Source organism: Streptomyces sp. SCPE 10 (assembly GCF_051980735.1).
Taxonomy (GTDB): Bacteria; Actinomycetota; Actinomycetes; order Streptomycetales; family Streptomycetaceae; genus Streptomyces; species Streptomyces misionensis.
The window spans coordinates 5,662,870-5,687,524 of record NZ_CP197069.1 but is presented as its reverse complement, the minus strand read 5'-3'; the positions used below and the strand labels follow the sequence as shown (position 1 = coordinate 5,687,524).

18 protein-coding genes are annotated in these 24,655 nt (G+C 71.4%); 4 read left to right on the top strand and 14 right to left on the bottom strand.

Annotation, left to right across the window (positions count from 1 at the left end):
* Position 1 precedes the first annotated feature (1 nt).
* The 7 genes from ACSP97_RS26320 to ACSP97_RS26290 form a co-directional block, all read right to left on the bottom strand.
* Positions 2-1,972 carry an FAD/NAD(P)-binding protein gene (locus ACSP97_RS26320; protein WP_440554529.1) on the bottom strand — a complete coding sequence of 657 codons (1,971 nt, stop codon included), beginning with the start codon at positions 1,970-1,972 and terminating at the stop codon, positions 2-4.
* Between the two features lie 33 nt (positions 1,973-2,005).
* The gene (locus ACSP97_RS26315; protein WP_391871223.1) at positions 2,006-3,052 is read right to left on the bottom strand and encodes a 2-oxoacid:ferredoxin oxidoreductase subunit beta; all 1,047 of its coding nucleotides are present in this window, start codon (positions 3,050-3,052) and stop codon (positions 2,006-2,008) included.
* Positions 3,045-4,943, bottom strand: coding sequence for a 2-oxoacid:acceptor oxidoreductase subunit alpha (locus ACSP97_RS26310; protein ID WP_382013354.1), 1,899 nt, complete (start codon positions 4,941-4,943; stop codon positions 3,045-3,047). Before ACSP97_RS26310 ends, ACSP97_RS26315 begins: the two co-directional genes overlap by 8 nt.
* A 2-nt stretch (positions 4,944-4,945) precedes the next feature.
* Entirely contained in the window at positions 4,946-6,373 is a 1,428-nt protein-coding gene (locus ACSP97_RS26305) for a methylaspartate mutase (RefSeq protein WP_355149236.1), read from the bottom strand.
* A complete protein-coding gene (locus tag ACSP97_RS26300) occupies positions 6,370-6,804 on the bottom strand; it encodes a cobalamin-dependent protein (RefSeq protein WP_070025973.1) in 435 nt (144 codons plus the stop codon). Before ACSP97_RS26300 ends, ACSP97_RS26305 begins: the two co-directional genes overlap by 4 nt.
* Before the next feature lie 58 nt (positions 6,805-6,862).
* Positions 6,863-8,083 (bottom strand): stearoyl-CoA 9-desaturase, encoded by a 1,221-nt coding sequence (locus ACSP97_RS26295; RefSeq protein ID WP_440554526.1) that lies wholly within the window; start codon positions 8,081-8,083, stop codon positions 6,863-6,865.
* Between the two features lie 217 nt (positions 8,084-8,300).
* A complete protein-coding gene (locus ACSP97_RS26290; RefSeq protein ID WP_355149232.1) occupies positions 8,301-8,630 on the bottom strand; it encodes a helix-turn-helix domain-containing protein in 330 nt (109 codons plus the stop codon).
* Positions 8,631-9,005: 375 nt separating this feature from the next.
* Between ACSP97_RS26290 and ACSP97_RS26285 the strand changes: the two genes are divergently transcribed.
* Both ACSP97_RS26285 and ACSP97_RS26280 read left to right on the top strand, forming a co-directional pair.
* Entirely contained in the window at positions 9,006-12,926 is a 3,921-nt protein-coding gene (locus tag ACSP97_RS26285; protein WP_440558480.1) for a type I polyketide synthase, read from the top strand.
* Between the two features lie 254 nt (positions 12,927-13,180).
* The gene (locus tag ACSP97_RS26280; protein WP_355149228.1) at positions 13,181-13,732 is read left to right on the top strand and encodes a TetR/AcrR family transcriptional regulator; all 552 of its coding nucleotides are present in this window, start codon (positions 13,181-13,183) and stop codon (positions 13,730-13,732) included.
* A gap of 100 nt (positions 13,733-13,832) precedes the next feature.
* On the opposite strand, the gene ACSP97_RS26275 is transcribed toward ACSP97_RS26280, so the two are convergent.
* The 3 genes from ACSP97_RS26275 to ACSP97_RS26265 all read right to left on the bottom strand — a co-directional run bounded on the left by ACSP97_RS26275 (position 13,833) and on the right by ACSP97_RS26265 (position 16,161).
* Entirely contained in the window at positions 13,833-14,735 is a 903-nt protein-coding gene (locus ACSP97_RS26275; protein ID WP_355328418.1) for an ADP-ribosylglycohydrolase family protein, read from the bottom strand.
* A 12-nt stretch (positions 14,736-14,747) separates the two neighbouring features.
* Complete coding sequence (locus tag ACSP97_RS26270; RefSeq protein ID WP_355149224.1) at positions 14,748-15,407, bottom strand: histidine phosphatase family protein; 660 nt, start codon at positions 15,405-15,407, stop codon at positions 14,748-14,750.
* A gap of 148 nt (positions 15,408-15,555) precedes the next feature.
* Entirely contained in the window at positions 15,556-16,161 is a 606-nt protein-coding gene (locus ACSP97_RS26265) for a YdbC family protein (protein WP_355149222.1), read from the bottom strand.
* 150 nt (positions 16,162-16,311) lie between these two features.
* Between ACSP97_RS26265 and ACSP97_RS26260 the strand changes: the two genes are divergently transcribed.
* A complete protein-coding gene (locus ACSP97_RS26260) occupies positions 16,312-16,845 on the top strand; it encodes a TerD family protein (RefSeq protein ID WP_355328417.1) in 534 nt (177 codons plus the stop codon).
* 94 nt (positions 16,846-16,939) lie between these two features.
* Here ACSP97_RS26260 and ACSP97_RS26255 read toward each other — a convergent pair whose 3' ends face one another.
* On the bottom strand, positions 16,940-19,834 hold the full coding sequence (locus tag ACSP97_RS26255) for a vitamin B12-dependent ribonucleotide reductase (protein WP_391871226.1): 2,895 nt from the start codon (positions 19,832-19,834) through the stop codon (positions 16,940-16,942).
* Positions 19,835-19,998: 164 nt separating this feature from the next.
* Positions 19,999-20,559 carry a transcriptional regulator NrdR gene (gene nrdR, locus ACSP97_RS26250; protein WP_355149216.1) on the bottom strand — a complete coding sequence of 187 codons (561 nt, stop codon included), beginning with the start codon at positions 20,557-20,559 and terminating at the stop codon, positions 19,999-20,001.
* A 562-nt stretch (positions 20,560-21,121) separates the two neighbouring features.
* On the opposite strand from nrdR, the gene lexA reads away from it, so the two are divergent.
* Complete coding sequence (gene lexA / locus ACSP97_RS26245; RefSeq protein WP_355149214.1) at positions 21,122-21,901, top strand: transcriptional repressor LexA; 780 nt, start codon at positions 21,122-21,124, stop codon at positions 21,899-21,901.
* A 94-nt stretch (positions 21,902-21,995) separates the two neighbouring features.
* Here lexA and ACSP97_RS26240 read toward each other — a convergent pair whose 3' ends face one another.
* A complete protein-coding gene (locus tag ACSP97_RS26240; RefSeq protein WP_388292806.1) occupies positions 21,996-23,981 on the bottom strand; it encodes an ATP-dependent DNA helicase in 1,986 nt (661 codons plus the stop codon).
* A gap of 77 nt (positions 23,982-24,058) precedes the next feature.
* Entirely contained in the window at positions 24,059-24,652 is a 594-nt protein-coding gene (locus ACSP97_RS26235) for a GNAT family N-acetyltransferase (RefSeq protein ID WP_355524184.1), read from the bottom strand.
* Positions 24,653-24,655: the final 3 nt, after the last annotated feature.

Sequence of the window (24,655 nt, the reverse complement as noted above, 5' to 3'; positions counted from 1 at the left end):
GTCAGCCGGCCAGCGGGACAGTGGTCGCCGTCTCGCGGCGGGCCGCGTCGTCGGCGTCGAGACGGGCGAGCCGCGCCATGCCCTGGCGCAGGCACGAACGGGCGATGGAGTCGCCCTGGAGCAGCGTGCGGGAGTTGACGTGCGGACGGGCGCCGATGGCCGTGACCCACTGCACGGACTCGACCGGCGGGCCGTAGCTGAAGCGGGCCGGGTGCGGGGTGCCGTCGCCGCGCACCACCTGGAACGTCGACTCGGTCACGTCCAGGCCGCCGGTCTCGTACCCGCCGCCGTCGGCGTCCGGGATGAAGTGCGCCCGGCACTCCCCCGCCGCGCGCAGCGAGGCGAGCAGCGGATCGGTGGCCCGGCGGACGTCGGTGAGCGGCAGATGCGCCTCCACCAGCGCGGTGGCCCGCACCTCGGTGCCGGGCACGTCCGGGGAGGAGGCCAGGAAGACACCGTCGTCCTCCTCGGCGCTCACCTTCATCCGGGGGCCGAGCGGTTCGACGATCCCCGCCCGCACCAGCGCCAGCAGCTGGGCCACCCGGGTGGCCGGCGGGCCGCTGGCCGCGTAGTTGTTCAGGCCGCTGAACCAGCGGTCGATGTGGTCGCGGTACGAGGCGCCGCTGATGCCCTGGTGGGAGATGACCGCCCGCACCTCCTCGCGCAGGTCGCGCATCACCGCGGCGGCCGCCTTCACCGCGCTGCGCTCCGGGCCGAGCCTGGAGTGCCGCAGGTCCTCGGCCAGTTGGGCGGTGATCCAGTCCCGGAAGGCGGCCTGCCCTGCGAAGCCGATCCCGTCCGCCGGACGGTCCAGGCGCTTCCAGTCGAACCTCAGCTCCGGGTCGGGCACCAGTTCCTCGATGAGCCGCTCCATCCGGGGGCTGCCCCACCGCAGGCCGGGGAACTCGGCCACCAGCCGGGCGTGCCCCTCGGGTGCGGTGTCCTTCAGCAGCGCCCGGTAGTACACCCAGGCGACCTCCTTGGCGACCAGCGGGAACAGGTCCCGCAGGAAGTCGGTGCGTCCGGTGCCGGCGCCGAGCCGCAGCTCGGCTATCTCGGTGGCCGTGATGAAGTCCGGCTTGTAGCGGGGTACGACCTCCTGTTTGATCTCCGCCCGGGCCCGGTAGGGCATGCCGCGCCCGGAGCCCGCGTACATCACCGGCTCCTCGCCGCTGGGCAGGTAGCGCAGGCCGTCGCCCTCGGTGACGAAGTGACCGCCGCGGCCCTCGCTGAGCAGGATCATGTAGTCGTAGAAGTTGAGGCCGAGGCCGCGCACGATGACCGGCTCGCCGGCCGCGACCCAGGAAAGGTCCGCCTCGGCGGGGCTGTTGGGGGCCACGTAGTGCAGTCCGTGCCGGGCCGCGAAGTCGATGAGGTGCTGCTCGCGGGTGGTGGGCGCCACGTCGTAGTGGCCCTGGGCGAGCACCACGGCGTCCACCCGCAGCGGCAGGTCCTCGCCCGCCAGCCGCACCTCCTGCATCCCGTCCGGGGACTCCGTGACGGAGACCGCCCGGGTCTGGTGCACGCTGACGGACACCCCGGCCGGGGCGCGCTCCACGATGTGCCGGAACGACCAGCCCAGGTACTCGCCCTGGAAGGCGCGGGAGGCGTACGACCAGGCCTCCATCTGCGCCGCCTCGGCCTTCGCCTCGTCGCTGACGTCGGTCACCAGGCCGTCCGCGACCATCCGGGCCCACTGGTACTGGGTGGGGCCGGGGGTCAGCGGCCCCTCGCAGGTGACGGTCTGGTCGGTGAAGACGGTGACGTCGCCGGCGACGGTGTTCATCAGCAGCTCGCGCGGCTGGTCGAACTTCCACACCCGGCCGCCGCCGACCGGGTAGGGATCGACGACGTGGACGTGGACGTCCTGGCCCGGGCTGAGCAGCAGCGCGTTGGCGCAGACGCGTTCCAGCGCGACGGTGCCGCGGGGGCCGGCGCCGACGATGCAGATGTCGATGGTGCGAGTGGACATGGCGGTCTCCCTGCGAAGTGGGTGGGGGCGGGATCAGGCGAGGACGGTCCAGGTGTCGGTGCCGGTCAGGAGGCTGGTCAGGTCGCCCTTGCCGTGCCGGTCGACCGCGGCGTCCAGCTGGGCGTTGAGGGCGGCGTCGTAGACGGTCCTTTCGGTGTCGCGGAAGACGCCGACGGGGGTGGGGTCGGTCAGGCGGGAGAGGGCGAAGGCGGTGGTGGGGTCGTGCGCCCCGCTGTCGTGGACGACGAGGTCCGCCTCGTTCTCCGGGGTCACGGTGACGACGTCGAGGCCCCCGGTCCGCGGGTCGCGCACGACGCCGCGCGTGCCGTCGGCGCCGAAGCGGATGGGCCGGCCGTGTTCCAGCCGGATCAGCGCCTCCTCTGCCCGCTGGCGGTCCTTGAGGGCGTCGAAGGCGCCGTCGTTGAAGATGCTGCAGTTCTGGTAGATCTCGACCAGGGCGGTGCCCGGGTGTTCGGCGGCGGCGCGCAGCACGCCGGTGAGGTGCTTGCGGTCGGAGTCGATGGTCCGGGCCACGAAGGTGGCTTCGGCGCCGAGGGCCAGCGAGACGGGGTTGAAGGGCGCGTCGACCGAGCCCATCGGCGTGGACTTGGTGATCTTCCCGGTCTCGGAGGTGGGGGAGTACTGGCCCTTGGTCAGGCCGTAGATGCGGTTGTTGAAGAGCAGGATCTTGAGGTTGACGTTGCGGCGCAGGGCGTGGATCAGGTGGTTGCCGCCGATGGACAGCGCGTCGCCGTCGCCCGTGACCACCCACACCGACAGGTCGGGGCGGGAGCCGGCGAGGCCGGTGGCGATGGCGGGGGCGCGGCCGTGGATGGAGTGCATCCCGTAGGTGTTCATGTAGTACGGGAAGCGGGAGGAGCAGCCGATGCCGGAGACGAAGACGATGTTCTCCCGGGCCAGGCCGAGTTCGGGCATGAAGCCCTGTACGGCGGCGAGGATCGCGTAGTCACCGCAGCCCGGGCACCAGCGCACCTCCTGGTCCGACTTGAAGTCCTTGGCCGTCTGCCTGGCCTCGGCCTTGGGGACCAGCTGCAGCAGTGGGTTGCCGGTGTCAGTCATCGATGGCCTCCTTCAGCGCCGTGGCGAGCTGCTCCGCCTTGAACGGCATGCCGTTGACCTGCGTGAGCGCCCGGGCGTCCACCAGCCAGCGGGCGCGCAACAGTTGGGTGAGCTGGCCGAGGTTCATCTCCGGCACGAGCACGGTGCGGTAGCCGGACAGCACGGTGCCGAGGTTCGCGGGGAAGGGGTTCAGGTGCCGCAGATGGGCCTGGGCGATCCGGCCGCCCTCGGCGCGCACCCGCCGTACCGCCGCCGTGATCGGCCCGTAGGTGGAGCCCCAGCCGAGCACCAGGGTGTCCGCCGCGCCGCCGGGGTCGTCCACGGTGACATCGGGTACGGCGATGCCGTCGATCTTGGCCTGGCGGGTGCGGACCATGAAGTCGTGGTTGGCCGGGTCGTAGGAGATGTTGCCCGTGCCGTCCTGCTTCTCGATGCCGCCGATGCGGTGCTCCAGGCCCGGGGTGCCCGGCACCGCCCAGGGACGGGCCAGCGTCACCGGGTCGCGCAGGTACGGCCAGAACTCCCCGTCGTGGTTGGGCTCGGTGGCGAACGGCACCCGCAGGTCCGGGAGTTCGCCGGGCTCCGGGATCCGCCAGGGCTCCGAGCCGTTGGCGAGGTAGCCGTCGGACAGCAGGAACACCGGGGTGCGGTAGGTGAGGGCGATCCGGGCGGCGTCCAGGGCGGCGGTGAAGCACTCCCCCGGGGTGGCCGGCGCCACCACCGGCACCGGGGCCTCGCCGTTGCGGCCGTACATCGCCTGCAGGAGGTCGGCCTGCTCGGTCTTGGTCGGCAGTCCGGTCGAGGGGCCGCCGCGCTGGATGTCCACGATGACCAGCGGCAGTTCCAGGGAGACGGCCAGCCCGATCGTCTCCGACTTCAGGGCGACGCCCGGTCCCGAGGTGGTCGTCACCGCCAGGGAGCCCCCGAAGGAGGCGCCCAGCGCGGCACCGATCGCGGCGATCTCGTCCTCCGCCTGGAAGGTCCGCACGCCGAAGTTCTTGTGCTTGCTCAGCTCGTGCAGGATGTCGGAGGCCGGGGTGATCGGGTACGAGCCCAGGAACAGCGGGAGTTCCGCCTGGTGGGAGGCGCTGACCAGACCGTAGGACAGGGCGAGGTTGCCGGAGATGTTGCGGTAGGTGCCGGGGGTGAACGCCCGGCTCGCCGGGGCCACTTCGTACGAGACCGCGAAGTCCTCCGTGGTCTCGCCGAAGTTCCAGCCCGCGCGGAAGGCGGCGATGTTCGCCTCCGCTATCTCGGGACGCCGCGCGAACTTGGTCCGCAGGAAGCGTTCGGTGCCGTCGGTCGGCCGGTGGTACAGCCACGACAGCAGGCCGAGCGCGAACATGTTCTTCGCCCGCTCCGCCTCCTTGCGGGTCAGCGGGAAGCCGGACAGCGCGCCCACCGTCAGCGTGGTCAGCGGCACCGGGTGCACCGTGAACGCGGCGAGCGAGTCGTCGTCCAGCGGCGAGCCGTCGTACCCGGCCTTGGCCAGGTTGCGGGGCGTGAACTCGTCGGTGTCGACGATGATCTCGGCGCCGCGCGGCAGGTCGCCCGTGTTCGCCTTCAGGGCGGCCGGGTTCATCGCCACCAGCACGTCGGGCGCGTCACCCGGGGTGAGGATGTCGTGGTCGGCGAAGTGCACCTGGAACGAGGAGACGCCGGGCAGGGTGCCCGCGGGGGCACGGATCTCCGCCGGGAAGTTCGGCAGCGTCGACAGGTCGTTGCCGAACGACGCGGTCTCGGAGGTGAACCGGTCCCCGGTCAGCTGCATCCCGTCGCCGGAGTCGCCCGCGAAGCGGATGACCACGCGGTCGAGGGTCCGGGTCGTCTTGCGGTCCCCGGTGTCTTCGGTGTGCTGTTCCCGCGGCGGCGCGGCGGGTTCCGCGGCGATGGTCACGACGTCCCCTCACGGTCGCTCTCCCCGAACAGGGTGAGGAAGTAGTTGATGTCTCCGGTCAGATCCGCCAGCAGGGAGCCGAGTCCCGGGTCCGCGCCGCCGGCCTCGGCGCGGCGCAGCAGTTCGTCGTTGCGGCGCACCGCGCGCCGGGACAGGGGCAGCGAACCGGCGGACAGATAGCGGATGGCGCCTTCGGCGTCCCGCTTCGGGATGATCTCCGACTTCGCGTACCGGCTCGCGCTGAACGGGATGTCCAGCGTGCCGCGCTCCAGCGCCTGCGCCACCGCGGCCTTCAGGTCCGGCTGCTCCAGCAGGGGTTCGACGATGTCGGCGACCTCGGCGAGGATCCACTCCTGTTCCTCGGCGACCCGGTCCGCGTCCACCGCGACGAAGTCCAGCAGCGGGGAGTTGGCGCGGGCGGCCAGGCGCAGTCCCTCAACGTTGGCGCGGGTGTCGGGGATGCCGTACGCCTCCTGGTAGGTCTTGGTGATCAGCTTGGAGGCGCCGCCGAGCCGGGCGACGAGCGCGCCGTAGAAGATGAGGTCCTCGGCGTGGTCGCGGCCCCTGGGGAAGACGCCCATGAACTCGTGGAACACGGCGTGCACCTGGACGCCCTCGGGCAGGTAGCGGCGGGCCAGCAGCGGGATGGTGCGCAGCGCCGCCACGTCCTGCACCAGGTGGCCGCTCTGCGGGTAGGCCACCGAGATGCAGCGCACCCCGGCCCGGGCGGCCAGCACGGCCTCCACCACGCTGATCGCGAGGCTGATCGACGGCGGGACCAGGACGGCGGTCAGCGTGCCGAACAGCTCCCGGTCGATGATCAGCCCGAGTTCGGCGAGCCGGCCGCACACCCGGTCCACGTCCTCCCAGGCGGCGAGCGACTCCGCGACCGGCACCGCCTTGGAGTAGGGCAGGTTGTAGGAGATGCCGCCGCCCTCGAAGGAGGTGATGCCGGAGGCCACCGAGACGTCGAACAGGGCGCGGGCGTCGGGCGAGCCGTGGCGGATCTCCAGCGGCGCGGCGACGGCTTCGTTGAGGTCCCGGCCGCGCTGCCAGCCGTGGGTGACCAGCGGATAGCCGTTGAGGTCCCGGGGGTCGCGGTTGAGGGTGCGCAGCGCCTGCTCGAACCGCTTGAGGCGGGTGTGCGCGTCGATGGTCAGGGTCAGGATGTCGGGCGCCGCCTGGGCCTCCAGGTCCCGCAGCAGGGCCTTCATCTCCTCGTGGCCGCCGACTCCGCAGCGCGGCTGGATCGCCACCCGGCCGGACTCGCGGGCGTCCTGGAGCACCTGGGCGGCCGTGGGCTTGCCGAGGGACGCGACGTAGGCGACGGAGTCCTCCAGCGGCGGGAGGGACTCGGCGCCGGGGACGCTGTGGGGGGCCTCCCCGGCGCGGTCCGCGCCGAGGAGGACGATCTTGCTCGTCATGACACGGCCAGCAGCGGCTCGGCCACCGGGCGGGTGGCGCGCAGTTCGTCGAGCACGGCGGGCAGGGCGGCCGGGTCGTTCACGATGCGGTCGACGCCGAGCCGGTAGAGCCGCTCCAGGGCAGCGGGGTCCTTCTTGCTGCCCACCGAGAGGTTGCCGCCGACGATGACGGGGCACCGGATCGCGCCCTCGGCCTTGGTGGCGGCCAGGTCACGGAGGTCCTCGTGGATATGGCCGTTGAGACTCCCGATGACCACCGCCTCGGCATCGGGATGCTCCCGGCAGGCTTCCGCGAACTCCTCGACCGGGGTGCAGGTGCCGAGATTGACGACGGTGTAGCCGATGCCGCGAAGGGCGTGGGCGATCAGGTGGTTGGCCACGGCGTGTGCGTCGCTCGCGGCCACACCCAGGATGATCTTCCGCTGCTGCATGGGGGCTCCTGTGGGTGGGAGGTGGCGGGTGGGGCGGGTCTCGGGTCGGTACGGGGTCTCAGTCGTCGAAGGCGGCGAAGAGCTCGCGCTTGCTGACGTGCGGGAGCCGGGCGATGTCGTACTCCGCCGGGTCCGCCACGGCCAGGGAGTCGAAGACGTAGTTGATGGCGGGGACCAGTCCCCACACCTCGTGGTACTCGGGCCAGCCCTTGTGGCCGGCCTCGATGTCGCGCTTGCGGGCGAAGAGGTAGTCGGCCCACTCCCGGCTGGAGGGGTAGCGGTGGTGGTAGTCGTGGACCACGGTGTCGCCGGTGAGCACGAGGTAGCGGGTCGGGGCGTGCACGAACAGCATGCGCAGCGCCCAGCGGACCCAGGCGAGGGCGCGGCGGCCGGCCGGCAGTGTGGCCGAGGGGGCGGGTTCACCGATGAAGATGGCGTTGGTGAGACCGGCGAAGTAGTCGCGGCCGCGCCGGACTTCGGTGCCGGCCACCGGGAAGGTGTGCTTGACGCACAGCCGCAGGGTGTTGCTGACCTGGAACAGCGGCAGCAGCGGCACGAACCACGCGAGCAGCAGGGCCGGCCAGGTGCCGGTGGCGATGGTGGCGGCGGCCAGGGCGGTGTAGAGCACGACCGCGGTGACCCGCTCGCTGCGGGCGGCGGTGCTCCAGAAGGAGCGCACGCGGGAGACGGAGAAGGCCAGGTGGAAGCGCGGGGAGAGGAGCTTGCCGACGACCCGGCGCCACATCTGGCGGCGCGTCATCCCGGGGCTCAGTTCGAGGCTGACGAGGAACGCCTGGACGGTGGGGTCCCGCAGCGTCATGTGGTGGGCGGCGTGGTGGTCGCTGACGTGCTCGCGGCTGTAGCGCTCGAAGTTCTGGATGACCAGCAGGCTGGAGATGGCCCGTCCGATGACGATGTCCAGGCGGCGGCGCCGGTACATGTTCCGGTGCGAGCACTGGTGGTAGACCATCATGCGCAGGTTGCGCAGGCCGTGCAGGGTGAGCGCCCAGCCGGGGAGCAGGGCGAGGAGCCACCAGCCGCCGAGCGCCCAGGCGGCCGAGCCGACGGCGGTGCCGGCGAGCATCGCGAGCACCGCGGCGGCCAGGTGGAAGGTCGGGGTCCACGGCAGCCCGGTCTGCTCGGACAGCGGTTTGCCGGTGAAGACGGTGAGCGGGTACTGCAGGAAACCGGGCAGGGCCCGCATGGTTTCCCGGGGATCGGCGGGGTCGGGTGCGCCCTGTGCACGGGCGCTTCTTGTCTCGACATCGGTGAGGGACACGCGTCATCTCCTTGTCCGGGGAGTGGGCGTTCCGGCAGCGCAGGCCGAAATGGCTGCGGAATTCCGCGGGGGAATGGGAAAGTGGACTTCGCCGACGGCGTGCTGTACACGGTGCCGCGGCAAAGCGGAGGCCAGCAGGGCATGGTGAACCCCCTGGCCGCCACGGGGACGGCTCAGCCTCTCCGGCGCGATCCGGAGCGGTGCGCCGGGAACTTTTCTATCCCGAGTGGCCCTGGCTGTGAATTGGACTTTCGTTCATGACGCGGTAGGCGTGGGCGACGAGACCCGCCTGCAGCCTGGATTCCACCTGGAGTTTGCTCAGCACTTGCGCGACATGCGCCTTGACGGTGCGTTCGGTGACCCGGAGCCGGGCGGCGATGCTGCGGTTGGAATGGCCGGCGCCGAGCATCAGGAACACCTGGCGCTCGCGCACCGACAGGTGGACGACCCCGGCCAGCGCCTCGGACCAGTCCGGCAGTACGTCGATGGGATCGGTGCCGTCGTCGGCGTACGCGACGGCTCTGGACCTTAACGGTGCGTCGGACATCTCTGCTCCCCCGTCGTGCCCTGATGATCATTTATGAACGACAAGACAAGAGTAGACTGACATGCATAAGAAGACGCAAGTACAAGTATTCGGTGACCTGGATCACAGCCAACAGGGAAGAAATGCGGACAGACACCCACCAACCAGGCCACACTGTCTCGCGATTCGGGACAGCGCCCGAGACACAGTTATGAGCCTCTGGGTCAATCTTGGTTGGGCGTGTAAGTTTGCATCGCACTTGCACCGCGCACCCCAACCCGCCTTGTCCGATTCCGGGCGAGGCGGTCGTGTTTGTTCTCAATCGGCTCTGATCGAAGGTGAACGTACGTGGAGCGCTTCTCGAGCGCAGGTGGCACTCCCATAGCCGTCATCGGTATGGGATGCCGTTTTCCCCGCGCCAACAGCACCGGCGAATTCTGGGACCTCCTCATGGCCAACTCCGAGGCCGTGACCCGGATTCCCGAGGACCGGTTCAACATCGACGACCATTACTCCGGCCGGGCACCCCGTCCCGGCAAGACCGTCTCCCGGGACGGCGGCTTCCTCGACGGGGCCTTCTCCTTCGACGCGGGATTCTTCGGGATATCCCCGGTCGAGGCCAGAAGCATGGATCCCCAGCAGCGGATCCTGCTGCACGTCGTATGGGAGGCACTGGAATCGGCGGGAATCGCGCCGTCCAGTCTTGCCGGTTCGCGTACCGGCGTCTTCGTGGGCCAGGCCACCGCCGAATACGGCGAATCCGGGCAGCCGGCCGAAGGGCCCGGCGTCCGCGACACCGTGGGCGGACGGCTGCGCGCGGTCACCGCCGGCCGGGTCTCCTACGCGCTCGACCTGCGCGGACCGAGCCTGGTGCTGGACACCGCGTGCTCCTCCTCGCTGGTGGCCGTGCACACCGCCCGGCAGAGCCTGCTGACCGGCGAGAGCGGCCTCGCGATCGCGGCCGGCGTCAACATCATCGTGTCCCCGCAGGACTCCATCGCCTACTCGCAGGGCGGCATGCTGTCGCCGGACGGGCGGTGCCGGTTCGGGGACGCCTCGGCCGACGGGTTCGTGCGCAGCGAGGGCATCGGCGCGGTCGTCCTCAAGCCGCTGCCCGACGCGCTGCGCGACGGGGATCCGGTGCTCGCCCTGCTGCTCGGCAGCGCGGTCACCAACGACGGCCAGGGCAGTGGCCTGTTGCTGAAGCCGTCGGTGTCCGGGCAGGCCCAGATGCTGCGGGACGCCTGCCACAGCGCGGGGATCGAGCCCGCCCGGCTGGACTACGTCGAGGCGCACGGCACCGGGACGCCGACCGGCGACACCGTGGAACTGAGCGCGCTGGCGGAGGCGACGGGCGGTGAACGGCCCCTGCGCTGCGGCTCCGTGAAGACCAACATCGGGCACGCCGAGGCCGCCGCCGGCATCGCCGGGCTGATCAAGGCGGTGCTGATCGCCCGCCACGGCGTCATCCCCGCCTCGCTGCACCTGACCGAGCCGCACCCGCTGCTCACCGGCGAGCGGCCGGCCGTCCGCGTCGTCACCGAGAACACCCCGCTCGACAAGGCCGGTCCCCAGGCCCTGCTGGGCGTGAGCTCCTTCGGGCTGTCCGGCACCAACGCCCATGTCGTCATCGGCGAGTTCGTCGACGACCGGCAGTCGGCCGAGCCGGTGGTGCCCGCGGTCCCCGGCCCCCGCCTCCTGGTGCTCTCCGCCCGCTCGGCCGCGGCCCTGCGCCGCCTGGCCGCGGCGTACGCGGACCACCTCGGCCCGGACGGCGCGGGCCGCGGCCAGTCGCTGGCGGACATCTGCGCGACCGCGGCCACGCGCCGGGACGCGGGCCCGCACCGGCTCTGGGCCACCGGCACCTCGCACGACGAACTCGCGGACGTGTTAAGGGCGTTGGCGGCGGGCGAGCAGAGCCCGCACGGCGGCGTCGGCGAGGCGGGGTTCAGCGGTCCGCGGCGCGCCGTGTTCGTCTTCTCCGGACAGGGCTCGCAGTGGCTCGGCATGGGCCGGGGCCTGCTCGCCTCCAACGAGGCGTTCCGGACCGTCCTGCGCGCCTGCGACCAGGCCATTCGCGAGGAACTCGACTGGTCCGTCGAGGAGTTGCTGACCACGGACGCCGATCGCTTCCCCGGCGGGGTGGAGATCGTGCAGCCCGCGCTGTGGGTGGTGCAGGTGGCGCTGGCGGCGGCCTGGCGGGACCTCGGCGTGGTGCCGGAGGTGTGCGTCGGGCACAGCATGGGAGAGGTGGCGGCGGCCTGTGTCAGCGGGGCGCTGTCGCTGCGGGACGCGGTGGCGGTGATCTGCCGTCGCAGCCGACTGATGCGACGCGTGGCGGGCGGAGGCGCCATGCTCGTCGTGGAGTTGTCCGCGGACCGGGCCCACGAGGCCGTCTCCCGGATACCGTCGGTGTGCGTGGCCGCGGAGAACTCCCCCACCTGCACGGTGCTCGCCGGCGACCCGCGGGCCCTCGCGGAGCTGACGGCCCGGCTGGAGGCGGACGGGGTGCTGTGCCGGCCGGTGAACGTCGACGTCGCCTCGCACTCCCCCCAGATGCGTCCCCTGCATCCCGAACTGGCCGCCGAACTGGACGGGTTGACGCCCGGCCCGGCCGCCACCGGTCTGTTCTCCACCGTCCGCTGCACCGAGCTGGCGGGACCGGAACTGGACCCCGGCTACTGGGCGGACAACCTGTGCGAGCCGGTGCGGTTCCGGGAGGCGGTCTCCGGCCTGGCCGCCACCGACCCGGTGGAGAACGTCTTCCTGGAGATCAGCCCCCACCCGGTGCTCACCGCCTCGGTCGCCGACACCCTGGCCCACGACGGCGCGCCCGGCACCGCCGTGCCCTCGCTGCGCCGCGACACCGACGAGACGGCCGAACTGGTGCGCGCGGCGGGCCGGTTCTTCGCCGCCGGCGGCCGGATCGACTGGACGCGGTGGTACGGCCATCCGGTGCGGCCGGTGCCGCTGCCCCACTACCCGTGGGAGCGCACCGAGTTCCGGCAGGCCCCGGCCGCCCCGCGCCCGGCGCGGACCGTCCTGGAGACCCGGGTGGAGCTGGGCCGGTGGGGCATCGCCGCGTGGGCGGAGCAGCTGAGCGTGGCCGGGCTGACCGTGCTGCCGCCCGCCGTGCAGATCGCCGCCGTGCTCGACGCGGCCGCCGAGAAGCTGCCCGGCACGATGTACGCGGTGCGCGACGTCCGGCTCGCCCCCGCTCCGGTCCTCCTCCCGGACCCGTCGGCCGCCGTGCTGGCCGTCGCCCTGGAACGGGGCGGGGACGGGTGGCGGGCGGTCGTGGAACTGGAGCAGCCGGACGGCACCGAGCGGACCTTCTGCGCCACCGCGTCGCTCACCCCGGTGGACGACAGCGACGGCCGCCGGGCACTCCGCGAGCTGGACGGCGCCCTGGCCCGCTGCCACACGTACCTGTCCGCCGCCGGGTTCCGGGAACTGGCCGGGACGTGCGGGCTGGAGATCGGCGAGACGTCCGGCGCAGTGGAGCAGGTGTGGCGCCGGCGCGGTGAGGCGGTGGCCCGGATCCGGCTGGCCAAACCGGCGCCGGGACTGTGGGAGGCGGTGCTGCTGCCGCTGGTCGCGGCCTGGCCGCAGGCGCGCCGCGGCGAGGAGGACCGGGGCTTCGTGCCGACCGGCTTCGACAGTGTGCAGCTGTACGGCGAGCTGACGGACGACCTGTGGAGCCTGGCCGTCGTCGCCCCCGGGTCCGACGCCCGGCAGGCGCGCGGCGACGTGCTGGTGCTCGACGGGGACGGGCGGGTGCTGGCGGAGTTCCGCGGGATCGCCCTGCGGCGCCCGGGGCGGCCGGCCGGCCCGGCGGCCTCCCTGATGCGCGCGCTGCCGGCCCGGCTGGGCGCGCCCCGGCGCGGTCCCGCGCGTCCGCTGCTGTCCCGGTTCGCCACCATGATCCGTCCGCCGGCGGCCCGGCATGCGCCGCGGTTCGGCGAGGCTCCGGTCCGGCCCGCCGCGCCGCCGCGGGCGGAGCACCGCGCCGTGGTCCCGGCCGCGGTGCCGTCGGCCGGGGTGAGGGAGGAGGCGGTCACGCCAGACGCGGTCACCGCGCGCGTGGACCCGGCGGACGCGATCCTCACGGCGGCGTCCGAGGTACTCGGGGTGTCCCGGGCCGATCTGGACCCGCGCCGTTCGCTGCGCGATCTGGGGCTCGACTCGCTCATGGCCCTCCAGCTGCGCAAGCGGCTCCAGACCGGCTGCGGTGTGGAGATCACCGCGGGCCGGCTGCTCGGCGCGGAGAGTCTGGAGCGGATCGTCCGGGGCCTGGCGGCGCCCACGCCCGTGTGATCCGTCCGGCAGCCGGCTTCGGGGCCGTCACGTCCAACGGGCGTGACGGCCCCGGCACTTATCCGGAAGTGATACTCGCCCCCATAGTTAGACTGTGGTATAAAAATCAGTGTCAAAGCCTAGACGCTACTCAGCGTGGGCAGCCCCGTGAAGCGGAGATGAACATGGCTCCTGGTCCGTCAGGCGGGACGCAGTCGCCCGGTCGACGCGAACGCAACAAACAGCGCGTCAAAGAACGCCTCTACTCATCCGCGTTGTCCCTGTTCACGGAGCAGGGCTACGACCGCACCTCGGTGGACGAGATCGCGGAACGCGCCGATGTCGCCCGGGGGACGTTCTTCAACTACTTCCAGCGCAAGGAAGACGTCATCAGTGCCTGGGGGGAGGAGCGGCGAACCAAATTGCTCACCTATCTGGAACAGGAAGACGTCCACGGTTCGCACGCCGTCGCCCAGCTGGTGCGATGTATGTCGGTGCTGGCCCGGATCAACGAGGAGGAGCAGGAGGTCACCGCGGCCATGCTCTCCGCCTGGGTGAAGGCGGGCCGGCCGCTGAGCGAGGAACCGTACGTCGCCGAGATATTCGCCGACATCGTCGCCTCCGGCGCTCGCTCCGGTGAACTCGACCCCGACCTCGTACCCGAGCGCGTCGGCAATCTGCTGCGCGACGTCTACTTCGGCGCCCTGTACCGCTGGTCCCAGCACGCCCACAACGAGCGGCCCGGGGAACTGGACGACGAGTTGCAGGCGGTACTGAAGGTGCTTCTGCACGGCATCGCCACCGTGGAGCACGCCCACCACGTCTGACGGGGGCGCGGCAGCCGGTGGGATCCCCGCCGTACCCGGGGAGCCCGGGCCCGCCGCGACCGAGCCGGACCCCACTCCGGCCCCTCCCGGCCGCTGTCCGTCACAGCTCCCGCGGCACCCAGTCCGGCAGGGCCTCGGCCCGCTGCGCCCACTCCGCGGGCGGCGCCGCCTTCCCCGCCGCGAGCACGCCGCCCACGATGGCGCAGGTGGTGTCCACATCGCCACCGACCCGGGCCGTCGTCCAGAACGCCGCCTCGAAGTCGCCGAGGCACCGCGCGGCGGACCACAGGGCGAAGGGCACGGTGTCATGGGCCGTCCTGCGGCGCCCGCACCCCAGTACGGCGGCGACCGTGGTCGCGTCACCGTAGTCGAGCATGTCCCGGGCACGGCGCAGCCCCTGCCCGACCGCGCTCTTCGGCACGAGCGCGATGACGCCGTCGAGCAGTTCCCCGGGTCCGGGCGGACCGTCCGGCGCGCCGGCCAGCGCCGCGGCCGCCGCCACCGCCATGGCACCGACCACCGCCTCCCGGTGCTGGTGCGTGGGATAGGCGGAGATCTCCGCCTGATGGGTGGCCTGCTCCGGGTCGTCCGCGTACCAGGCGCCCAGGGGCGCGGTCCGCATCGCCGCGCCGCTGCCCCAGGAGCCCTGCCCGTGGAAGAGCGCCGCGGCGGGCCCGCGCCAGTCCTCGCCCGCGCGCACGAGTGCCAGCAGCCGGCTCGCCGTGGGGCCGTAGCCCCGGTCCGGATCGTGGTGATCGGCGAAGGAGCGGGCCAGGGCGTCCTGGTCGACGCGCTGGTGGGCGGCGAGCACGGCGAGGACGGAACAGGCCATCTCGGTGTCGTCGGTCCACCGCCAGGGCCCCGGCGGCAGCTCGCGCCGCTTCAGCAGGGCGTGCTGGGCGGGCACGAAGAACTGGGCACCCAGGGCGTCCCCGACGGCCAGTCCGCGCAGGCTCGCCAGGGCGCGCTCATGGCGTTCACGGGGTGAGAAAGGTGCGGTCATGGCTCTGCCACTCTATCCGGTGGCCCAGTCCGGCACCGGTTCGCGCCAGCGCTCGAAGGGCCGGTCGAGCGTGTACTTGCCGTCGTCGCCGAGCAGCAGCATCCGCATCTCGGCGTTCCCCGGGTTGGACAGCGACTCGAACTCGGCGACCGTCCAGTGGAACCAGCGCATGCAGAAAAGCCGCATCGCGAGCCCATGGGTCACCAGCAGCACGTTGGGCGGGTGGTCCGGCGCCTCGAAGCTGCGGAAGAGACTCTCCAGGAAGCCACCGACCCGGTCGTAGACGTCGGCGCCGGACTCGCCCTGCGGGAACCGGAAGAAGAAGTGGCCGTAGGCGTCGCGGTAGGTCTTCTGCAGCCGGACGTCGTCACAGTCCTGCCAGTTTCCCCAGTCCTGCTCGCGCAGCCGGGGTTCCTCGCGCACGCGTATGAGGTCGGGGTCGAGCTGGAAGGCGCGCAGTGTCTCGTGGGTACGGCGGTACGGCGAGACGTACACGCTCACCCGCTCCGGGCCGAACAGCTCCCGGAGCCGTTTGCCGGTCTCCTCGGCCTGCCGCCGGCCGCGCTCGGTCAGCGCCAAGGCGTGGTCCGGCTCCCGCTCGTACACGGAGTCGTCGATGTTGCCCGTCGACTCGCCGTGCCGGACAAGAACAATGCGCCGTGGTCGTGCCATGCCAAAACCCTAGAGCGAGCGGCGCACGGGCGGGCACTCGGACCGGGCCCGTACAGCGTAGATCACACGTTTGATTCGCCGACCCGCTCGGTGGGAAATCCAAACCGGCCGCCCGAGCCGGCCGGGCCGGCCCGAAGGGGCGGCTCGCTCACACCGTCCAGGTCGGTTCCATGTCCACGATGTCCCCGGTGAGCGCCGCGATGTCCGCCTCGGTCTGAGCGCGCAGCGCGAGCCGTTCCACCCGTTCGGTGCGGTACTTGCCGTGCTCGGCCGCCGCCCGCCACATCGACAGGATCAGGAACTCCTGCCCGGGCGCCTCGCCGAACATCCCGCGGATCATGCCGGGCGAGCCCGCCACGGCAGGGTTCCAGACCTTCTCCTGCATCAGCGTGAAGTGCTCCGCCCGCTCCTCGTGGACCCGGCAGTGGGCCAGCCTGAGCAGGTCGGCGTCGGTGAACCGCGGCTCGAAGCCCGTCTTCACGTCGAAGCGGTACTCGAACAGCTTGACCTGGGCGTCCTTGAACGTGCCGGACTGGGCCGCCGCCAGCCGGTCGTGGGAGCGGGCCATGAAGGAGTCGTAGAAGGCGCGGCTCTCCCAGAAGGCGACGATGTGCGCCACCCCCGGCCGATGCCGGCTCCATCCTCCGCCCTGTCCCCGGAATCCCGGCTCACCCAGAAGCCCCGCCCATTTCCGCTGCCCTCGCTCGAACCCCCGGCGGTCCACCACGGTGCAGCGAGTCCACTTGACCAGCACCGCGCCATCGTAAGGCCACCGGACGTGGCGCCGGTCACGCTCCGCGGGAGTTCGCCCGCGCACTCACCCTCGTGTGCATGGCACGATGGGCAAGCATCCCCGACCTCACGGGAGTTGGGGACGACGTGCCCACAGGGAAGGGGAGGCCCGGTGACCGGATTCGGCAAGGGACTGCACAAGGTCGAGGTCGCGCTCAAGTGGGACCCCAGTCCCACGGGACAGGCGCCCACCGATCTCGACATCATCGCCGCGACGTTCGAGTCGGGCGACGCCTACGGCACTCCGGCGTACCTGGTGCACTTCGACAGCCGGTCGCCGGACGGCACCATCTTCCTCAACCGGGACAGCACCGACGGCCGCGGCTTCGGCTGGGACGAGGTCATGACCCTGGAGGTGGACCGGCTCAGCGAGCGATACACACGCGTGGTGGTGGGCGTCGTCATCCAGCAGCAGCCCGTGCGCCGCACGTTCGGCGAGGTGCTGAACCCGGCCATGCGCGTGCGGGAGGGCTACACGGTGCTGTCCGAGGACGACTTCACCTCGGTCCGCGACGCCACGGCGGCCACCATCGCGGAGTTCGTGCGCAACGAGGCCGGCGAGTGGAACTTCCGGCCGGGCGTCCACGGCTTCGACGAGGACCCGGACACGTTCACCCATGTCATGGGGCGGGCCCACCAGTCCTGAACGACACCTCGGGCACGGGTGAGGGGCGCCGACCACCGGTCGGCGCCCCTCACACTCGGGTACTTCGGCGCCTCAGCGCCTCAGCGGCAGGCCGTCAGCTGCAGCCGCTGGTGGAGCCGCAGCCCTCGCAGATGTAGCAGGAACCGGCGCGCTGCATCTTCGTACCGCAGGAGAAGCACAGCGGGGCGTCGGCCTGGATGCCCAGCTGCATCTCGACCAGCTCGGCGCTGGTGTGGGCCTGCTTCGGGGCGGGCTTGGCCGCCTCGCTCTCGGCCTTCGGCGCGGCGACGGCCTTCAGCTCCTGGGCGCGCGGCGCGGACTGGGCCAGGCCCTCCACGTCGACCTCGTCGTCGGCCGGCTCGTACGAACCGGTCTCCAGGTGACGCTGGCGCTCCTCGGCGGAGTGGATGCCGAGCGCGGAGCGGGTCTCGAAGGGCAGGAAGTCCAGCGCCAGGCGGCGGAAGATGTAGTCCACGATGGACTGCGCCATCCGCACGTCCGGGTCGTCCGTCATACCGGCCGGCTCGAAGCGCATGTTGGTGAACTTCGAGACGTAGGTCTCCAGCGGCACGCCGTACTGGAGGCCGACGGAGACGGCGATGGAGAAGGCGTCCATCATGCCGGCGAGGGTGGAACCCTGCTTCGACATCTTCAGGAAGACCTCGCCGAGACCGTCGTCCGGGTAGGAGTTCGCGGTCATGTAGCCCTCGGCACCGCCGACGGTGAAGGACGTGGTGATGCCGGGACGTCCCTTCGGGAGGCGCTTGCGGACCGGACGGTACTCGACGACCTTCTCGACCGCCGTGCGGATCGTGTCCTCGGCCTTCTCGGCGATCTCGGCCTTCTCGTCCTTCTTCTTGGCGGACAGCGGCTGGCCGACCTTGCAGTTGTCGCGGTAGATCGCGAGCGCCTTGACGCCGAGCTTCCAGGCCTCGAAGTAGATCTCCTCGACCTCCTCGACGGTCGCCGTCTCCGGCATGTTGACCGTCTTGGAGATGGCGCCGGAGATCCACGGCTGGATCGCGGCCATCATGCGGACGTGGCCCATCGGGGAGATGGCGCGCTCGCCCATGGCGCAGTCGAACACCTCGTAGTGCTCCTGCTTGAGACCGGGGGCGTCGATCACATTGCCGTTCTCGGCGATGTGGGCGACGATCGCCTCGATCTGCTCCTCCTGGTAGCCCAGGCGGCGCAGGGCCTGCGGGACGGTGCCGTTGACGATCTGCATCGAGCCGCCGCCGACCAGCTTCTTGAACTTCACCAGCGCGAGGTCGGGCTCGACACCGGTGGTGTCGCAGGACATCGCCAGACCGATGGTGCCGGTCGGGGCGAGGACGGACGCCTGGGCGTTGCGGAAGCCGTTCTTCTCGCCGAGGCGCAGCACATCCTGCCAGGCCTCCGTGGCGGCGGCCCACACCGGGGTGTCCAGGTCGTCCATGCGCACGGCGGTGCCGTTGGCGTCGGCGTGCTGCTTCATGACGCGCTTGTGGGCGTCGGCGTTGCGGGCGTAGCCGTCGTAGGTGCCGACGACCGCGGCCAGTTCGGCGGAGCGGCGGTAGGCCGTGCCGGTCATCAGGGAGGTGATGGCGCCGGCCAGGGCGCGGCCGCCGTCGGAGTCGTACGCGTGACCGGTGGCCATCAGCAGCGCGCCGAGGTTGGCGTAGCCGATGCCGAGCTGGCGGAAGGCGCGGGTGTTCTCGCCGATCTTCTGGGTCGGGAAGTCCGCGAAGCAGATCGAGATGTCCATCGCGGTGATGACCAGCTCGACGACCTTCTGGAACCGCTCGGTCTGGAAGGACTGGTGGCCCTGACCGTCGTCCTTGAGGAACTTCATCAGGTTCAGCGAGGCCAGGTTGCAGGACGTGTTGTCCAGGTGCATGTACTCGCTGCACGGGTTCGACGCGGTGATCCGGCCGGACTCGGGGCAGGTGTGCCAGTTGTTGATCGTGTCGTCGTACTGGATGCCCGGGTCGGCGCAGGCCCAGGCGGCCTCGGCGATCTTGCGGAAGAGCGCCTTGGCGTCGACCTCCTCGATGACCTCGCCGGTCATCCGGGCGCGCAGCCCGAAGTTGCCGCCCTCCTCGACCGCCTTCATGAACTCGTCGTTCACCCGGACCGAGTTGTTGGCGTTCTGGTACTGGACGGAGGTGATGTCGTCCCCGCCCAGGTCCATGTCGAAGCCCGCGTCGCGCAGGACGCGGATCTTCTCCTCCTCCTTGACCTTGGTCTCGATGAAGTCCTCGATGTCGGGGTGGTCGACGTCGAGCACGACCATCTTGGCCGCGCGGCGGGTGGCGCCACCCGACTTGATGGTGCCGGCGGAGGCGTCGGCGCCGCGCATGAAGGAGACCGGGCCGGAGGCGTTGCCGCCGGAGGACAGCAGCTCCTTGGAGGAGCGGATGCGGGAGAGGTTCAGGCCGGCACCGGAGCCGCCCTTGAAGATCATCCCCTCTTCCTTGTACCAGTCGAGGATCGACTCCATGGAGTCGTCGACGGACAGGATGAAGCAGGCCGAGACCTGCTGCGGCTGCGCCGTGCCCACGTTGAACCACACGGGGCTGTTGAAGCTGAAGATCTGGTGCAGGAGGGCATAGGCCAGCTCGTGCTCGAAGATCTCGGCGTCGGCGGGCGAGGCGAAGTACTTGTGGTCCTCGCCGGCCTTCCGGTACGTCTTCACGATGCGGTCGATCAGCTGCTTGAGGCTGGTCTCGCGCTGCGGGGTGCCGACGGCGCCCCGGAAGTACTTGCTGGTGACGATGTTGACCGCGTTCACCGACCAGAATTCGGGGAACTCGACGCCACGCTGCTCGAAGTTGACCGAGCCGTCGCGCCAGTTGGTCATGACGACGTCACGGCTCACCCACTCGACCTCGTCGTACGGGTGTACGCCGGGCGTGGTGTGGATGCGCTCGATGTGCAGTCCCTTGCTTCCCGCCTTGCCGCCCTTGGCGCGGGAACCTCGTGCCGGACCGCTCGCCGTCTCTGTCATGCCGCCTCCCTGTACGGGCAAAAACGCCCTGAAGTGCCCCGTTTGTTCCCGTGGCACGGTGTTCTGTCATGTGTCGCGGGCACCCTCAGCTGCCGCCCGCAACAGGTCTTGGTCGCCGCCTCGCGGCAGGAGTCCGGGCCCTCTCCCGGTCTCCGGCGCGCCGCTCAGTCGGCGGCGTGCGCGGGTTCGGGGACCTGGCCGGCCCCGCCCGTCCCGCGCTTGTCCTCCCGGCATCCCGCCGCCGTGTCCGTCTCGCCGTCCTCGTCCGCTGCGGGACCCTGCGCCGTCCGCCTCAGCTCCGCGATGGCGGCCTCGAAGTCCTCGAGCGAGTCGAACGCCCGGTAGACCGAGGCGAACCGCAGATAGGCGACGAGGTCGAGCTCCTGCAACGGGCCGAGTATGGCCAGACCCACGTCATGGGTGGTCAGCTCGGCGCTGCCGGTGGCCCGCACCGCCTCCTCGACCCGCTGGCCGAGCTGGGCCAGCGCGTCCTCGGTGACGGGACGCCCCTGGCACGCCTTGCGCACACCGTTGATGACCTTCGTACGGCTGAAGGGCTCGGTGACTCCGGACCGCTTCACCACCATGAGCGAGCACGTCTCCACGGTCGTGAAACGACGGGAGCAGTCGGGGCACTGGCGGCGCCTGCGGATCGACGTGCCGTCGTCGGTCGTACGGCTGTCGACCACGCGGCTGTCGGGGTGCCTGCAGAAGGGGCAGTGCATGATCTCCAACCCTCCTCACAGCAGACTCGATGACCTCACGAGTCCCACAGGACCCGCGAAGCAGCCCTAAGCATAGGCGATCGTGGAACCGCCTCGAACCGGGGGGACCACAACTTGTGGGCTGCTGTAGCCATCCAACCACTACATGTGGGGATCGACTCATTCTTCGAGGCCGGATCGCGTGTCGCGCGGGAAAGGCCGCGGAAAGCGGCCCGAAGGACACGCGGGCGCGTGTCCGTACCGCTGTGACGCTTACGAAGATACGGTGAGCGCCGCACGGAGGATGCGTAGGACTCCGGCGCAGAAACGGCCCCCTGGTCCCGGCGGGCCGGGCTCCGGATGGCAGACTGGGGAAGCACCCACGAGGTCGGCGACCCCGGCGGGGCGGACCATCAACGTACAACGAAGAACGCTTTCGTCCGCCCGGTGCCGCGTCAGCTCATACACCGAAACACGCGATCGCAACAGGTGAATCGCACTTTTTCACTCGAACGTGTGTTTGGCGCAACCTTTCGAAAGCAACTACCGTTGTCCAGCAGGGAGACCATCGAGAGGGGCCGACGTGACCACCACCGCAGACAGTGCCATCATCACCGCCCAGGACCGCTCCCAGGGCCGGGTCGAGCCGGTACACGCGATGAACGAAGCCACGAATCCCGAGGGACCCAAGCGCTCCCTGCCGGGCCGACCTCCAGGCATCCGGGCGGACAGCTCGGGGCTCACGGACCGGCAGCGCCGGGTGATCGAGGTCATCAGGGACTCGGTGCAGCGGCGGGGCTACCCGCCGTCGATGCGGGAGATCGGCCAGGCCGTCGGCCTCTCCAGCACCTCCTCCGTGGCACACCAGCTGATGGCACTGGAGCGCAAGGGCTTCCTGCGCCGCGACCCGCACCGCCCGCGCGCCTACGAGGTGCGCGGCTCCGACCAGGCCGTGTCCATGCAGCCCACGGACACCAGCGGCAAGCCCGCCGCGTCGTACGTCCCGCTGGTCGGCCGGATCGCCGCCGGTGGCCCGATCCTCGCGGAGGAGTCCGTCGAGGACGTCTTCCCCCTCCCCCGCCAGCTCGTCGGCGACGGCGAGCTGTTCGTCCTCAAGGTCGTCGGCGACTCCATGATCGAGGCGGCGATCTGCGACGGCGACTGGGTCACCGTCCGCCGCCAGCCCGTCGCCGAGAACGGCGACATCGTCGCCGCCATGCTCGACGGCGAAGCCACCGTGAAGCGCTTCAAGCGCGAGGACGGCCACGTCTGGCTCCTCCCGCACAACGCGGCCTACGAGCCCATCCCCGGCGACGACGCCACCATCCTGGGCAAGGTGGTCGCCGTACTGCGGCGCGTGTGACGCCCGCGGCGAGCGGACCCCGCTCGCCCTCCCTGACCGGGCCCCGGAACCCCTGCGCCGGTTCCGGGGCCCTGCCTTGTGCCGCGGGCCCCGCTCACTCGGCTCCCGCGGCCTCCGACTGCTTCGCCGCCGCGTCGATCGCCGCGAGCGACCTGCGCACCTGGTCGCGGTCCGTGGTGTACCAGAAGTCCGGCAGCGACGCCTTGAGATACGAGCCGTAGCGCGCCGTGGCGAGGCGCTGGTCCAGTACGGCGACCACGCCCCGGTCGCCCGAGGCGCGCACCAGCCGGCCGGCGCCCTGGGCCATCAGCAAGGCGGCATGGGTGGCGGCCACCGCCATGAAGCCGTTGCCGCCCGCGTCCTCCACCGCCTTCTGCCGGGCGCTCATCAGCGGGTCGTCGGGACGCGGGAACGGGATCTTGTCCATGACGACCAGCTGGCAGCTGGGTCCGGGCACATCGACGCCCTGCCACAGCGACAGCGTGCCGAACAGACAGGTCCTGGGGTCGGCCGCGAAGTTCTTGATCAGCTCGCCGAGCGTCTCCTCGCCCTGGAGCAGGATCGGGTACTCGGGGATGCGCGCACGCAGCTCCTCCGCGGCGAGCTGGGCCGCCCGCATGGACGAGAACAGCCCGAGGGTGCGGCCCCCGGCCGCCTGGATCAGCTCCGTCAGCTCGTCGAGCATGTCGCCCCGCTCGCCGTCCCGCGCGGGCCGGGCCAGATGCTTGGCGACGTACAGGATGCCCTGCTTGCGGTAGTCGAACGGCGAACCGACGTCGACGCCCTTCCACTGCGGCAGGTCGTCGCCCTCCATGCCCTCCGGGCCGAGCCCCAGCGAGGCGCCGACGCCGTTGAAGTCGCCGCCCAGCTTGAGCGTGGCGGAGGTGAGGATCACGGCGCGGTCGGCGAACAGCTTCTCCCGCAGCAGGCCCGAGACCGACATGGGGGCGACGCGCAGGGAGGCGCCGAAGCGGTCGTGGCGTTCGTACCAGACGACGTCCCACTCGGAGCCGTTCAGCACCCGTTCCGCCACGTCGTGGACCGTCTCGACCGAGGCCAGGGCCTGCTTGCGGACGGCGTCCTCGTCCTGGACCGACTTGTCGCGGGTGGCGCCGATCGCGGAGATCACCGTACGGGCGGCGTCCCGCAGCGTCATCAGGGCGTACCCCAGGTCCTCCGGGATCTCCTCCAGCCGTCCGGGCAGCGCCAGCTCCATCAGCCGCTCGAAGCCCTCGGCGGCGGTCTGCAACTGGTCGGCGGCCTTCTCGTTGACGAGCTTCGCGGCGCGGCGCACGGCACGGTTGACCTGGCCCGGGGTCAGCTCGCCGGTGGCGACGCCGGTGACCCGGGAGACCAGTTCGTGCGCCTCGTCCACGATCAGCACCTCGTGCTGGGGCAGCACCGGGGCGCCCTCGATGGCGTCGATGGCCAGCAGCGCGTGATTGGTGACCACGACCTCGGCGAGCTTGGCGCGCTCCCGGGCCGCCTCCGCGAAGCACTCGGCGCCGTACGCGCACTTCGTGGCGCCGAGGCACTCCCGCGAGGACACCGACACCTGCGCCCAGGCGCGGTCCGAGACGCCCGGGGTGAGGTCGTCACGGTCGCCGGTCTCCGTCTCGTCCGACCAGTCCCGAAGCCGCAGCAGGTCCTGGCCCAGCTTGCTGGTGGGCGCGGCGGCCTCGAACTGGTCGAAGAGGCCGTCCTCCTCGTCCTGCGGCATGCCCTCGTGCAGCCGGTGCAGGCACAGGTAGTTGGAGCGGCCCTTGAGCATCGCGAACTCCGGGCGGCGGCGCAGCAGCGGGTGCAGGGCGTCGACCGTGCGCGGCAGGTCCCGCTCGACCAGCTGGCGCTGGAGCGCGAGGGTGGCCGTCGCCACGATCACCCGTTCTCCGTGCGCGAGCGCGGGCACGAGGTAGCCCAGCGACTTTCCGGTGCCGGTGCCGGCCTGGACCAGCAGATGGGATCCGTCGTCGATCGCCTCGGCGACCGATTCGGCCATGGTCACCTGGCCGGGGCGCTCCGTGCCGCCGACGGCTGTGACGGCGGCATGCAGGAGTTCGGAGAGTGAGGGCTTCGTCATAGCCCGACCAACCCTACGGCCCGGCACCGACAAACGGATGCCGTTCCCACCCATGGTGACCCCCCGATCACGTGTCGCTACAGCACATCGCGCAGCTCCCGGTCCCTGATCATCAGCGCGGCCCGCTTGCCGGGCAGGTCGGCCTCGGCCGCGTACCGGAAGCCGGCGCGCAGGAACGCGGCGACGGAGGGGGTGTTGCGCAGGTCCGGTTCCGCCACGACCCGCGCGCAGTGCGGCCGCCGGTCCAGGATGAGGTCGGCCACGGCCCGCAGCAGGGCGGAGCCCAGCCCGCGGCCCCGGTCGCCGGCGCCGCCGAGGAGGAGGTGGATCCCGGTGTCGTGCGGTCCGACCGGGCAGTGGCGGGCGAGCGGGTCCAGGTCCGCGCGGTAGATCTCCCAGTAGCTCATCGGGGTGCCGTCCAGCACGCCCAGGCACGGCACGCTGCGTCCGTCGCCGTCGAGTTGGGCGCGCACGTGGTCCTCGGTCAGGCACCGGGGCCCGGCCAGTTCCCAGAACTCGGCGACGGCGGGGTCGCACATCCAGCCGTGCACCAGGGGCAGGTCCCGGTCGAGGAGTACGGGCGTCAACCGGAACACGCCGACGGGGGTGGCCACGGGACCCCAGTCGTGGAGGCGGTCGAGGAGATCGGTGGCCGCGAGGGTGGGAGACACGGT

Excerpts from the sequence above, each read along its gene's own strand:
- ACSP97_RS26305 (WP_355149236.1), bottom strand. The coding sequence starts at position 6,373 with ATGACGAGCAAGATCGTCCTCCTCGGCGCGGACCGCGCCGGGGAGGCC.
- ACSP97_RS26320 (WP_440554529.1), bottom strand. The coding sequence starts at position 1,972 with ATGTCCACTCGCACCATCGACATCTGCATCGTCGGCGCCGGCCCCCGC.
- ACSP97_RS26270 (WP_355149224.1), bottom strand. The coding sequence starts at position 15,407 with ATGGCACGACCACGGCGCATTGTTCTTGTCCGGCACGGCGAGTCGACG.
- ACSP97_RS26275 (WP_355328418.1), bottom strand. The coding sequence starts at position 14,735 with ATGACCGCACCTTTCTCACCCCGTGAACGCCATGAGCGCGCCCTGGCG.
- ACSP97_RS26300 (WP_070025973.1), bottom strand. The coding sequence starts at position 6,804 with ATGCAGCAGCGGAAGATCATCCTGGGTGTGGCCGCGAGCGACGCACAC.
- ACSP97_RS26240 (WP_388292806.1), bottom strand. The coding sequence starts at position 23,981 with ATGACGAAGCCCTCACTCTCCGAACTCCTGCATGCCGCCGTCACAGCC.
- nrdR (WP_355149216.1), bottom strand. The coding sequence starts at position 20,559 with ATGCACTGCCCCTTCTGCAGGCACCCCGACAGCCGCGTGGTCGACAGC.
- ACSP97_RS26290 (WP_355149232.1), bottom strand. The coding sequence starts at position 8,630 with ATGTCCGACGCACCGTTAAGGTCCAGAGCCGTCGCGTACGCCGACGAC.
- ACSP97_RS26315 (WP_391871223.1), bottom strand. The coding sequence starts at position 3,052 with ATGACTGACACCGGCAACCCACTGCTGCAGCTGGTCCCCAAGGCCGAG.
- ACSP97_RS26285 (WP_440558480.1), top strand. The coding sequence starts at position 9,006 with ATGGGATGCCGTTTTCCCCGCGCCAACAGCACCGGCGAATTCTGGGAC.
- ACSP97_RS26255 (WP_391871226.1), bottom strand. The coding sequence starts at position 19,834 with ATGACAGAGACGGCGAGCGGTCCGGCACGAGGTTCCCGCGCCAAGGGC.